The sequence below is a fragment of the Nocardia sp. NPDC049220 genome (assembly GCF_040647855.1).
Lineage (GTDB): Bacteria > Actinomycetota > Actinomycetes > Mycobacteriales > Mycobacteriaceae > Nocardia.
The window spans coordinates 1-12,039 of record NZ_JBEZDA010000016.1 but is presented as its reverse complement, the minus strand read 5'-3'; the positions used below and the strand labels follow the sequence as shown (position 1 = coordinate 12,039).

Sequence of the window (12,039 nt, the reverse complement as noted above, 5' to 3'; positions counted from 1 at the left end):
CCCACGTGGAAGATCGCCAGGACGCCCCGGGGACCGTAGTGGAATTCACGCTGCCGGATCTCGGGGAAGGTCTCACCGACGCCGAGTTGGTGTCCTGGGCCGTGGTCGTCGGCGACACGGTGGAACTGAACCAAACCATCGCGGAGGTGGAGACGGCAAAAGCGGTGGTGTCGCTGCCGTGCCCGTTCGCGGGCCGGGTAGCCGAGTTGCTGGCGCAGCCGGGCGATACCGTCCTGGTCGGCGCGCCCCTGATCCGGGTGGAGTTGGAACAGGCCGGGCCAGACGCCAGCACCACCGACGAGGCCGGGCGCACCTCGGTCTTGGTGGGCTACGGCCCCAGCGGGGAGGCGGCATCCCAGCGGCGCGGGCGGGCCGTCGCCACACAGGATGTTTCGCGCCCGGGCGAATCCCACGGCGACGACACCCCCGCACCCGCCCTTGGCCCCTCGGACGAGCTGGACCACACAGTGCAACGCCCCAGAATCGAGACGACTCGGGCGGCGGCCACCCCCGCCGCACGGAAGCTGGCGCGCGAACTCGGCATCGACCTATGGTTCGTCGCGGGGTCGGGTCCGGGTGGCGCGGTCACCGTCGACGACGTCCGCGGCGCCGTGCCCGTCTCCCAGCCGCGACAGCTCGAGCAGCCCGCACCACCCGCCGTCACCGGCCCGGACACCGGTGCCGTCCGGGCGACCGCGCGCGAGATCCGCACCCCGATCGGCGGGATCCGCAAGCGCATCGCTGCCGCCATGTCGGCGAGCGCCCGCACCATCCCGCAGGCCGGCGCCTTCGTCACCCTCGACTGCACCGCGTCGATGGAGCTGCTCGACCACCTGCGCAGCACCAGATCCTTCTCGGGCCTGACCCTCACGCCGCTGCCGTTGGTAGCCAAGGCGGTGTTGGCCGCCCTCGCCGAGTTCCCCGGCATGAACAGCTTCTGGGACGAAGCGAATCAGGAGATCGCCACCAAGCACTACGTGAACCTGGGCATCGCGGTGGCCACCGACCGTGGACTGCTCGTACCGAACGTCAAAGAGGCGCAGACCCTGAGCCTGCGTGACCTCACTCGCGAGATCAGTTGGCTGGCCGACATCGCCCGAGCAGGCACCGCCGCGCCCACCGACCTGCGCGGGGGCACATTCACCCTCACCAACGTCGGGGTGTTCGGCGTGGACGCCGGGATGCCGCTGGTCAATCCCGGCGAGGCGGCGATCCTGTGCCTCGGCTCGATCCGCAAACGGCCCTGGGTCTTCCGGGACGAACTCGCGGTCCGCTGGGTGACCACCCTCGGCGTCAGCTTCGACCACCGGGCGATCGACGGTGAACTGGCCGGCCGCTTCCTCGCCACCACCGCCGGGCTGTTGGAAGACCCGCTCACCCTGCTCAGCCGGGTCTGACTGCCGCGACGCCCCGCCGGTTTCGACGGACCGCGCACCGTGGCGGGTTCACTCCGTGACCAGTGCAACCGCGGCGGCGCGGATGACCTCCGGGATCTCAACCGGTTTGCGGGTCTCGGCGTCCACGTAGACGTGCACGAACGTGCCGGTGGCGACCAGTTCCAGCGCACCATCGGCCTCGCGGAAGATCGCCAGATCGTAGGTGATGCTGGCGCGGCCGAGTCGGGCGATGCGCAAGCCGACCCGCAACTGGTCGGGGAAGCTGATCGAGCCGAGATACTGGCAGGAGGTCTGCGCGACCACGCCGAGCGCGGACAGCGCACGGATGTCGGTGCCGGTGGCATGCATCAGCCACGCGTTGACCGCGGTGTCGAAGTACGAGTAGTACGTCACGTTGTTCACGTGGCCGTAGTGGTCGTTGTCGGCCCACCGGGTCGGCATCGGCCAGAGCACCGGATACTGCTGCGTCACCTGGCTGACGATAGCTCGGCGGCCCCGGCGCTCTGGCGGTGGTCGCGCGGGGAGACGCCGAAGTGGCGTTTGAACGCCGCGCTCAGCGCGAAGGCGCTGCCATAGCCGACCTTGCGCGCGATGGTCTCGATGGTGGCGTCGGACTCGTGTAGCAGATCGGCGGCCAGCGCCAAGCGCCATTCGGTGAGGAATGCCATCGGCGGTTCACCGACCAGATCAGTGAATCGGCGAGCCAATGCGGCCCGCGACACCCCGACCGCGGCGGCCAAGCCCGCTACCGTCCACCCGTGCGCCGGATTGTGCTGCAACAGTCGTAGCGCCTTGCCGACCAGCGGGTCGCCGTAGGCGTGGTACCAGGCCGGCGCATCGTTGCGGGCGAACCAGGTACGCAGCGCCGCGATCAGCACCAGATCGAGCAGCCTGTCCAGTACCGCCCCCTGAGCGGGTTCATCCCTGGTCGCCTCGACGACCAGGATATCGAGCACCCTGGTGTCGAAATCTCCGCGCCGCAACACGATGACCGGCGGTAGCGCGCGCAGCAGCCGCTGGCTGGCCGCGCCCGCGGACTCGTAGGTCCCGGTGATCATCATGCTCGCGCCACGGGGATCGGTTCCCCACTGCCGAACACCGAGACTGAGTGTTTCACACAGTATTTCGCCGTCCGGCGTCTTCGTCACCTGGCCGGGATGGATGACGATCTGCGGTTCGGTGGTCGGGTCGTCGGCCACGGTGTACGGATCCGGCCCGCGAAAGATCGCGACATCGCCCGCGTTCAGCTGCCGAGGCGCGCCGGTACCGGTGCGAATCCACGCACCGCCGCGAATCATCGACAGCACCGTCAGCGGCGCCTCGTCCTGGATACGCAACGACCATGGCGGATTCAGCAGCGAACACATCAGGAACGCGCCGCGGGCCCGGGGACCTTCGAGCAGGCTGGCAAGCGCATCCACGCGCCAAACAGTAGACGACGGCGGATGATCATGGTCCGCTGCACACTGTGACGTCGCGCCGAGACCACCGACGGTGTCCTCGAGCCACTCGGCCGGGAACCACAGATGTCACCGACTGCGCGACCGAGACGGCTACTGCCGAAATCTGGAATGTCCGCACCAGTCGATGCGTTGTTATGGGAAAAGTAAGCCCTACCCGCGGACACGGCGCTCAACGGCGAGCGCGACGTAGCTGCACCAGGCCAACGTTGCCCTGGACCGGCTCCGGACCGGTTCCGTGGGTGGGCCGAGCACACCATCCCGTCGCTCGGCGTTGAGCCCGACGGTGGATAGGTCGACACGCGCCGCGCGGGCGGCGGTGTCGAGGGTGTTCGCGTCGAACGGTTTCTTGTTCGCCATCTGGGTGCGCACGCGCGTCGCGAAGTCGACGCTGGGAAACTCAACCAACTTCTGACGGCGGATGCCGGCACTATCGACATCTGGCGCGGTCCGCTCACCGGCCGGTTCGGTAGCCGGGCACCGGGATGCACCGAGTCGGTCACGATTCTCGGGCTCGGCTCGAAATACCCGCAAGCACGCAGTGATGTCCCGCCCACCGATCGGTGGGCGGGACGTCACTGCGAAGCGGGTGACGTTACAACGCTTTCAGTTCCTCGGTGACCGCGCTGACGGACTTCTTGGCGTCACCGAAGAGCATCGAGGTGTGGTCGGCGTAGAACAGCGGGTTGTCGATACCGGCGAAGCCGGAGTTCATCGAGCGTTTGAGCACGATGACGCTCCTGGCCTGGTCGACGTTGAGCACCGGCATTCCGTAGATAGGGCTGCTGGCGTCTTCCCTGGCGGCCGGATTGGTGACGTCGTTGGCGCCGATCACCAGGGCGACATCGGTACGGGAGAATTCGCCGTTGATGTCGTCCATTTCCTTGAGCGCGTCGTAGGAGACCTCGGCCTCGGCCAGCAGCACGTTCATGTGACCCGGCATCCGGCCCGCGACCGGATGGATGGCGTATTTGACCTCGACGCCCTTGGCCTCGAGCAGTGTGGCCATTTCTTTGACCGCGTGCTGCGCCTGGGCGACGGCCATGCCGTAGCCGGGTACCACGATGACCTGATTGGCGTACGCCATCTGGATCGCGGCGTCCGCCGCCGTGGTCGCCTTGGCCTGCTTCTGCTCACCACCGCTCACACCGGGAGCCGCGCCGCCACCACCGAACCCACCCGCCACGATCGCGGGAATGGACCGGTTCATCGCCTTGGCCATCAGGTTGGTCAGGATGGTGCCGGACGCGCCGACGATCATCCCCGCCACGATCATGGCGGTATTGTTCAACGCCAGACCGGCAGCCGCGGCCGACAACCCGGTCAGCGCGTTGAGTAGCGAGATCACCACGGGCATGTCGGCGCCACCGATCGGAAGCACGACCATCAGGCCCAGCACACCGGCCAAGGCGAGCACCGCGATCATCCACAGCTGGGACACGCCGTCACCGGTCGCGCCGATCCCGATAACCACGGCCGCGGCGATGGCTCCCAGCAGCAGTAGCAGGTTCAACGGTTGCTGTAGTTTGCCGAGACCGATCGGGCGACCGGGCAGGATCTCCTGCAACTTGCCGAACGCGATCAGCGAACCCCAGAACGACACCGAGCCGATGATCGCGGCGAAGAGCGAACCGATCACGATGTGCACGGTCGGCTCTTCCTCGAAGTGCGAAAAGCCCGCACTGTTGAGAAATTCCGACCAGGCGATCAACGCGACGGTGCCACCACCGACGCCGTTGAATGCGGCCACCAGCTGCGGCATCGCGGTCATCTTGGTGAACTTCGCAGGCGGGATACCCAAAGCGATACCGACGACCAAGCCCGCGATGATCAGGATCCAGTTGCCGGTGTGCCGGATCGAAATCAGCGTCGCGAACACCGCGACCACCATGCCCGCGGCGGCGATCAGATTGCCGCGCACGGCGGTCTTCGGACCGGTCAGGCCCATCAGTCCATAGATGAACATGCCGAAGGCCACAATGTAGAGACCGTTGACCAGATAGGTCACATTGTCGAAGGTACGCATCAGTTCTCGACCTTCTCGGCAGTGTGCTTCTTGGTTTTGAACATGCCGAGCATGCGGTCGGTGACCACGAAACCACCGATGACGTTCAGGGTCCCGAATACGACGGCGACGAACAGGATGATCTGCGTCAGAATCGACGGGTTTTGCACGTTGCCGAACGTCACCAGCGCGCCGAGCACGACGATGCCGTGAATGGCATTGGTGCCCGACATCAGCGGGGTGTGCAAGGTGTTGGGCACCTTCGAGATCACAGCGAACCCGACGAATCCGGATAGCACCAGGATCGCGATGTTCGCCAGCAGTTCGGTGTACATCAGGCTTCTCCCTCGGTGTCGGCCGGTTCACTCGGCAAGCCTCGCGCGGTGTCCGCCGGTTCACTCGGCAAGCCTCGCGCGGTGTCCGCCGGTTCACTCGGCAAGCCTCGCGCGGTGTCCGCCGGTTCACTCGGCAAGCCTCGCTCACGGGTGACGCAGGAGTCGGCGAGCACTTGATCGCTGAAGTCGGGCGCGAGTTTGCCGTCGACCAGCATCAGCTCCAGCAGTGCGGCGATGTTCTTCGAGTAGAGCTCGCTGGCGTGCTCGGGCATGGTGGCGGGCAGATTCAGTGGCGACGCGATCGTCACCTCGTGGCGAATTACGGTCTCGCCCGGCTCGGTGAGTTCACAGTTGCCGCCGGTCTCCCCGGCCAGGTCGACGATCACGCTGCCGGGCCGCATACCCTCCACCGCCGCGGCCGTCACCAGGCGCGGCGCGGGACGACCGGGCACCAGCGCGGTGGTGATCACCACGTCGAAGCCTTTGATCGCGTCCTCTAGCGCCTGCTGCTGCTGGGCCTTCTCCTCCTCGGTGAGTTCGCGGGCATACCCGCCCTCACCCGCGGCATCGATGCCGAGATCCAGCCACTGCGCACCCACCGAACGCACCTGATCAGCGACCTCGGGACGCACGTCGTATCCGGTGGTCCGCCCGCCGAGTCGCTTGGCCGTGGCCAACGCCTGTAGACCAGCGACACCCACACCGAGCACCAGCACGGTGGCCGGCTTCACCGTGCCCGCCGCGGTGGTGAGCATCGGAAAGAACCGCGTCGACTCGGAGGCGGCCAGCAACACGGCCTTGTACCCGGCCACATTGGCCTGCGAGGACAGCGCGTCCATCACCTGCGCACGCGAGATACGCGGGATCGCCTCCACCGCGAAGGCCCGCACCCCGGCGGATTTCAGCGCACCGATCTGGTTGTCCGCGTTGCGCGGCGCGAGGAACCCGATCAAGGTCTGCCCGGACGACAGTTTCGCCACCTCGCCGTCAGTCGGCGCGGCCACCTTCACCACCACTTCGGCCGACCACGGATCACCGATCGTCGCGCCCGCCTCGACGTAGGCGCTGTCCGGGATCAGCGCACCCTGTCCGGCTCCGGACTCCACAACCACCTCGACGCCCTGCTTCACCAGGCTCGGAATGATCTTCGGCACCAATGCGACACGTCGTTCGCCCGCGTTGGACTCGCGAACGACTCCGACACGCGGGCCACGCGACGACGGATCGCCCACGCTCTGCGTTGTCTCCACTTGTCAGACTTCCTTCTCGTGCTGAACTTCAGGCAGCGGGTAGCCGGCCAGGCGATATTACTTCAGAGTAAGTTCTCCCAATCCTCGCCACTGTACCGGCTCGCGGTGAGCGTAGCCGAGATGCCCGTCACGCCCGGCAGCCGAATTGTCCGGATACGGCGGGCGCCCCGAGTTGTCGCGGACCGTGTCGCGGCCTCCTGAGCTGTGGTTTGTTCGTCCCACACGGTTCCGATGATGGTCGCCACAGCTGAACGCGACAAGGCCGAACGCAGAAGTTCCGCCGCCGCGTCGGAGGTTCACGCAGGTCGGACCAGCGGGCGCGGCATCTGCCAGTGACCGGCGTCATGCCTGATCACGCGCCCGGGGTGTTCCGTTCTGCACAGCGGCCGTAGGGTCCAGCATGTGAACGACTGCGTCTTCTGCCGGATCGCGGCAGGCGATGCCCCGGCGGTGAAGGTCTACGAGGACGACGCGCTGTGCGCGTTCCTCGACATCCGACCCATCGTCCGCGGGCACACGCTGGTGATCCCCAAGCGGCACGCCGCCGCGCTGGCGGATCTCGACGCCGAACTGGGCGCACATGTCTTCCGGGCCGGACATCGACTCGCCCTGGCCATCCAGCGCAGCAGCCTCGCGGCCGACGGCGCCAATCTGGTACTCAACGACGGCACCGCGGCCTTCCAAACCGTCCCGCACGTTCACCTGCACGTGATCCCCCGCAGACACCGCGACACACTGCGCGTCGCCCTGGGATTCCTGCTGCGGCGCCCGCACGACCCCATCGCCACCGCCGCCGCCATCCGAGGCGGAATCGCCGCACTGGACAACGAGGACAACCCGGGCGCAGGCCCGCACGAAGGAGCCGACGAATGATCGAGGCGCTGGACCGGACCGAGCAAATCGACCTGCTGACACAGCAGTGGGACGCGATCGAAACGCTGATCGCCGGACTCGACGAGCAGCGCTGGCGCACGCCGTCGCCGCTGCCCGGCTGGACCGTGTTCGACATCGTCGCCCACATCATCGGCACCGAATCGTGGCTGCTCGGCGAACGCCCGCCCGCCCACGACCCGACCAGGGCCAAAGCCGACGTGCGCGCACTCGCGCATGTCCGCAACGACACCGCGGTGCTGAACGAGATCTGGGTGGACCGGCTGCGCCCGCTGCCCGGCGCCCGGCTGGCCGAACTCTACCGTGACGTCATCGACCGCAGGCGTACCGCGCTCGCCGCGATGGACGACACCGAATGGAACAAGGAAACCGTGTCCCCGATCGGTCAGGTGAGCTACGGCCGGTTCATGCGGGTACGACTGTTCGACTGCTGGATGCACGAACTCGACATCGCCGACGCACTCGACCTCCAGGTCGAGGAGGGCGGCCCGCGCGGCGACTTGGCCTTCGCCGAATTCGCGAGCAGCATCCCGCGCGTAGTGGTCAAGAAGGGCGAAGCGCCGGACGGCGCGCGGATCACATTCGCGCTGACCGGTCCGCTGGCCAGGGCACTGCACATCCAGGTGACGGGACGGGCGAGCTACGTGGATTCGTTCGACGAACCCGCCACGGTCGAAATCAGCATGACCTCCGGACTCTTCGTCCGGCTCGGCTGCGGGCGGACCACCATCGAGGAGCACCTCGACAAGATCACCATCGATGGTGACGTCGAACTCGGGCGGCGACTGACCCGTCATCTGGCCTTCACGATCTGAACACAGATGCGACTGTTTCTGTCCAGCTACCGTTTCGGGGCGCACTACGACCGGCTGGTCGCGCTCGCGGGCGCGCCGAGCCGTGTCGCGGTGATCGGCAACGCCTGCGACGCCTGGCCTGCGATGCGGGCTTCGGCCATCACCAGCGATCTGGTGCCGCTGCGCACACTCGGCTACACCCCCGAGGAACTCGACCTGCGCGACTATGTCGGCCGCACTGCGGATCTGGAACGCCGACTGACCGAATACCCACTCGTCTGGGTACGCGGCGGGAACACCTTCGTGTTGCGCGCCCAATTCGCACGCAGCGGAGCGGATCTGGCGTTGGCGAGGCTGCTCGCCGATGATGCGCTGGTCTATGCGGGATACAGCGCTGGCGCGTGCGTCCTCACACCCGATCTGCGCGGCCTCGACGCAGTTGACGATCCCGCCGAGGTCGAGCCCACCTGCGGCATCGAACCACGTTGGGACGGAATCGGTCTGGTCCAGCAGCGGATCGTGCCGCACATCGACTCCGCGACCGATCCGGCCGGTGTGGGCAATCGGCTGGCCGCACGGTACCGGGCCGAGGGCATCGATCACTGGGCACTCACCGACGACGACGCGATCGTCGTCGACGGCACGCACATCGAGGAGTTGATCGGTCCGGTGTCGCGGTGAACTCCAGCAGATCACGGACGCTGTCATCGCGGTAGCGCTCGGCGGGCGACACCGCGATCAATCGTGCGTCACCGGACCGGCGATTCCGGGGCTGGAACCGCACGTCGCGTCCGGTGTGAATTCCGGCTCCCGCTCGGCCACGCGACCACGGAAGACCACCCAGCGCAGCGCGCTGTAGAGGAAGACGGCCTCGCAGGCTCCCGCCAGCAGTCTGGACAGGTGGTACTCCACGCCGAGCGCGGCCAGCCCGCCCCCGACGCCTAGAAGGAACGCGAAGTAGTTGATCGCGATGACCACCAGGTACTTCGCGGCCTGCCGGCCGACCGGGGCGTGCGAGTGGAAGTTGAGGATGCGGTTCAGCACGAAACTCACGGTGAACGCGCACACGTACGCCATGGTCACCGCGAGCCAGATCGGCAGCCCGCACCCGCCACGAAAGAGGGTGAGCAGCGCCAGATCGACGCCGAAGGTGCCGCTGTTGATCAGCGCGAAGCCCAGGAAGGTCGGGGGAACGAGACGACGCAGCCCGAAGGGCAGGTGCGCCACGACTGTCTCGCACCAGCGAGCGAACCGATCAGCGATCGGGTCGATGCTTCGCGGCTCGTCCACGCGGCCAGCGTGCCAGTGCCAGGTGTCCGTCAGATGAGCGGCCGGAGACCGGACGGTGCTGAGCCGATCCACGCCCGGCGGCGCGCACCCCACAGCGTGACCCCGATCCGCCACCGCGCTGGCTCGCCCGTCATCGGCGTTCACCAAGAACACACTCGACGGCCGGCCACACCATCGAGGCGAATGACGGCGAATCCCATGAGGTGTGCCCGGCCGGCCACGCGCCACACGCCACACGCGGAGGCGAACAGCCTCGTCGAAAATCGGGCGCGGAAGGCTACCGTGAAGGTCGTGGACCTGCATGACCTCATCGACAGCCTGCCCGACGGCGCGGTGCTCACCGACCCCGACCTGCTCGCGGGCTACCGGCAGGATTGGGCACGCGACCCGGACGCGGGCACACCGTTCGCGGTGGTGCGCGCCACCGGCACCGCGGACGTCGCCGCCACCGTGCGCTGGGCCGCGGCGAACCGAGTACCCGTTGTTCCGCGCGGCGCCGGGTCCGGACTGTCCGGCGGCGCGACCGCGGTCGACGGCGGAATCGTGCTCAGCACCGAGCGAATGCGCGCGATCACGGTGGATCCGGTCACCCGGACCGCGGTGGCACAGCCAGGGCTGCTCAACGCGGAGGTCAAGCGAGCGGCTGCCGACCACGGACTGTGGTATCCACCGGACCCCTCGTCGTTCGAGATCTGCTCCATCGGCGGTAACGCCGCGACCAACGCGGGCGGCCTTTGCTGCGTGAAGTACGGCGTGACCACCGATTACGTACTCGGTATGGAGGTGGTCCTCGCCGACGGGACCGTTGTGCGGCTGGGCGGGGCCCGCCTCAAGGATTCCGCGGGATTATCGCTGACCAAGCTGTTCGTCGGCAGCGAAGGCACCCTCGGCATCATCACCGAGTTGACCTTGCGCCTGCTACCCACCCAGCCCACGCAGAGCACCGTCGTCGCCACCTTCGGCACGCTCACCGCGGCCACCGAGGCGATTTTGGCGATCACCGGCGAACTGCGGCCATCGATGCTCGAGTTCATGGATACGGTGTCGATCAATGCCGTCGAGAACGAGATGCGGATGGGATTGGACCGGGCTGCCGCGGCATTACTGGTCGCACGCTCGGACGCGCCGGGCGAATTCGCCAGACGCGAGGCCGAGATCATGGTGGCGGCGTGTGAGAAGGCAGGTGCGACCGAGGTATTCCACACCGAAGACCCAGAGGAAGGCGAAGCCTTCACCGCAGCGCGGCGTTTCGCGATTCCCGCGGTGGAGAAGTTGGGCACGCTACTGCTCGAGGATGTCGGTGTGCCGCTGCCCCGGCTCGGCGATCTGGTGACCGGCATCGCCGCGATCGCCGAACGCCACGCGGTGACGGTGTCGGTGATCGCGCACGCCGGCGACGGCAACACCCACCCGCTGATCGTGCACGACCCGTCCGACGCGGACATGACCGTGCGAGCGCATCGTGCATTCGGCGAGATCATGGACCTGACCATCGCGCTCGGTGGCACCATCACTGGCGAGCACGGCGTCGGGCGATTGAAGAAGGCCTGGCTGCCCGATCAACTCGGCCCCGACGTCATGGCCTTGACCCGACGCATCAAGGACGCACTCGACCCGAACGGCATCCTCAACCCCGGCGCGATCCTGTGACCGGCGACACGGAACATTCCCTTCCGACAAGGAGTTCTACTCGATCATGACGACCAGGCTCGAGCACAACGAGGCCGACACCCGTTTCGAGATCTACATCGACGACACGCTCGCCGGCTATGCCGACTACGCCGAACGCGAGGACCCGAAGGTTCGCGATTTCCACCACACCATGACCTTCCCCGAGTTCCGTGGCCGCGGCGTGGCCGCCCAGGTCGTCGAATACGCCCTCGCCGACTCCCGCAAGGCGGGCTATTCGATCATCCCCACCTGCTGGTACGTCGAGAAGTACGTCACCGAACACCGCGAATACGCCGATTTGGTGGCCTAGCCGCGCTCTCGAACAGGTAACGATCGCACCGGGCTCGGGTGCAGAACGCGAAGGCCCGTGTGCCCTTGTATCCCGCGTGTCGCCGATTTGGTGCCTGATGCCGAAATAGTCATCCATCTGCGTTTACCTCTCAGGTTCGGTCCGCGGTGCTGCCTGATTTCGGGGCGTCGGACGGCTCGGCGCAGGCCTGACTCAGCCGTCCGAGCGGAAAAAAATTGAACGGTGCCGACATCAGCGACGTTTAACCTGGTTGAGACCCCGAGGTGGGAGGTGACCATGTTGACTCGCACATGGATTCGATGGGCGCTACTGCATGGGCTGCCGCGGTCCTATCTCCGATTGTCGGCACGCCTGGGCGATCCGCTCGGGCAGATCGCCTTCGGTCAGGATGGCCTGCTCGGCTCGTCGCCGTACATCGAGCAGATCCGGCAGCGGGGCCGAATGCCCAAGATGTCGGGCGTGTATGTGACCACCGACCACGAAGCGTGCCGACTCATTCTGCGAGACCGTCGCTTCAGCGTGGTCGCACCGAACCATCGAACTCTGCCGAAGCCGATTCGCTGGGTGATGACCAAGACGGATCCGGGACTGCCCAACCTGGCGGAACCGCCGTCGATGTTGGTGACCGATCCGCCG

At 67.1% G+C, this 12,039-nt stretch carries 13 protein-coding genes and 1 pseudogene; 7 read left to right on the top strand and 7 right to left on the bottom strand.

Annotation, left to right across the window (positions count from 1 at the left end; all coding sequences use genetic code 11):
• The first annotated feature begins 5 nt into the window (after positions 1-5).
• Complete coding sequence (locus AB0C34_RS25845; protein ID WP_357078060.1) at positions 6-1,397, top strand: dihydrolipoamide acetyltransferase family protein; 1,392 nt, start codon at positions 6-8, stop codon at positions 1,395-1,397.
• Positions 1,398-1,445: 48 nt separating this feature from the next.
• Here AB0C34_RS25845 and AB0C34_RS25840 read toward each other — a convergent pair whose 3' ends face one another.
• From AB0C34_RS25840 to AB0C34_RS25815, 6 genes are all read right to left on the bottom strand, one after another.
• A complete protein-coding gene (locus AB0C34_RS25840; protein WP_357078319.1) occupies positions 1,446-1,838 on the bottom strand; it encodes a thioesterase family protein in 393 nt (130 codons plus the stop codon).
• Positions 1,839-1,864: 26 nt separating this feature from the next.
• Positions 1,865-2,818 carry an AraC family transcriptional regulator gene (locus tag AB0C34_RS25835; RefSeq protein WP_357078057.1) on the bottom strand — a complete coding sequence of 318 codons (954 nt, stop codon included), beginning with the start codon at positions 2,816-2,818 and terminating at the stop codon, positions 1,865-1,867.
• A 192-nt stretch (positions 2,819-3,010) separates the two neighbouring features.
• Positions 3,011-3,265 carry a hypothetical protein gene (locus AB0C34_RS25830; protein WP_357078054.1) on the bottom strand — a complete coding sequence of 85 codons (255 nt, stop codon included), beginning with the start codon at positions 3,263-3,265 and terminating at the stop codon, positions 3,011-3,013.
• Positions 3,266-3,452: 187 nt separating this feature from the next.
• A complete protein-coding gene (locus AB0C34_RS25825; protein WP_357078051.1) occupies positions 3,453-4,883 on the bottom strand; it encodes an NAD(P)(+) transhydrogenase (Re/Si-specific) subunit beta in 1,431 nt (476 codons plus the stop codon).
• On the bottom strand, positions 4,883-5,197 hold the full coding sequence (locus AB0C34_RS25820; RefSeq protein ID WP_357078048.1) for an NAD(P) transhydrogenase subunit alpha: 315 nt from the start codon (positions 5,195-5,197) through the stop codon (positions 4,883-4,885). The genes AB0C34_RS25825 and AB0C34_RS25820 overlap by 1 nt, the downstream gene beginning before the upstream one ends.
• A complete protein-coding gene (locus AB0C34_RS25815; RefSeq protein WP_357078045.1) occupies positions 5,197-6,447 on the bottom strand; it encodes a Re/Si-specific NAD(P)(+) transhydrogenase subunit alpha in 1,251 nt (416 codons plus the stop codon). The genes AB0C34_RS25820 and AB0C34_RS25815 overlap by 1 nt, the downstream gene beginning before the upstream one ends.
• A 402-nt stretch (positions 6,448-6,849) precedes the next feature.
• On the opposite strand from AB0C34_RS25815, the gene AB0C34_RS25810 reads away from it, so the two are divergent.
• The 3 genes from AB0C34_RS25810 to AB0C34_RS25800 are packed head-to-tail and all read left to right on the top strand — an operon-like array spanning position 6,850 to position 8,813.
• Positions 6,850-7,320, top strand: coding sequence for an HIT domain-containing protein (locus tag AB0C34_RS25810; protein ID WP_357078042.1), 471 nt, complete (start codon positions 6,850-6,852; stop codon positions 7,318-7,320).
• A complete protein-coding gene (locus AB0C34_RS25805) occupies positions 7,317-8,153 on the top strand; it encodes a maleylpyruvate isomerase family mycothiol-dependent enzyme (protein ID WP_357078039.1) in 837 nt (278 codons plus the stop codon). Before AB0C34_RS25810 ends, AB0C34_RS25805 begins: the two co-directional genes overlap by 4 nt.
• A gap of 6 nt (positions 8,154-8,159) precedes the next feature.
• A complete protein-coding gene (locus AB0C34_RS25800) occupies positions 8,160-8,813 on the top strand; it encodes a Type 1 glutamine amidotransferase-like domain-containing protein (protein WP_357078036.1) in 654 nt (217 codons plus the stop codon).
• Positions 8,814-8,870: 57 nt separating this feature from the next.
• On the opposite strand, the gene AB0C34_RS25795 is transcribed toward AB0C34_RS25800, so the two are convergent.
• Entirely contained in the window at positions 8,871-9,422 is a 552-nt protein-coding gene (locus AB0C34_RS25795) for a GtrA family protein (RefSeq protein WP_357078034.1), read from the bottom strand.
• Positions 9,423-9,713: 291 nt separating this feature from the next.
• Here AB0C34_RS25795 and AB0C34_RS25790 point away from each other — a divergent pair, with 291 nt between their 5' ends.
• The 3 genes and pseudogenes from AB0C34_RS25790 to AB0C34_RS25780 all read left to right on the top strand — a co-directional run.
• On the top strand, positions 9,714-11,072 hold the full coding sequence (locus AB0C34_RS25790; RefSeq protein ID WP_357078031.1) for an FAD-linked oxidase C-terminal domain-containing protein: 1,359 nt from the start codon (positions 9,714-9,716) through the stop codon (positions 11,070-11,072).
• Positions 11,073-11,118: 46 nt separating this feature from the next.
• Complete coding sequence (locus AB0C34_RS25785) at positions 11,119-11,403, top strand: GNAT family N-acetyltransferase (RefSeq protein WP_357078028.1); 285 nt, start codon at positions 11,119-11,121, stop codon at positions 11,401-11,403.
• A 276-nt stretch (positions 11,404-11,679) separates the two neighbouring features.
• A pseudogene (locus AB0C34_RS25780) lies at positions 11,680-12,039 on the top strand (cytochrome P450); the annotation flags it as partial.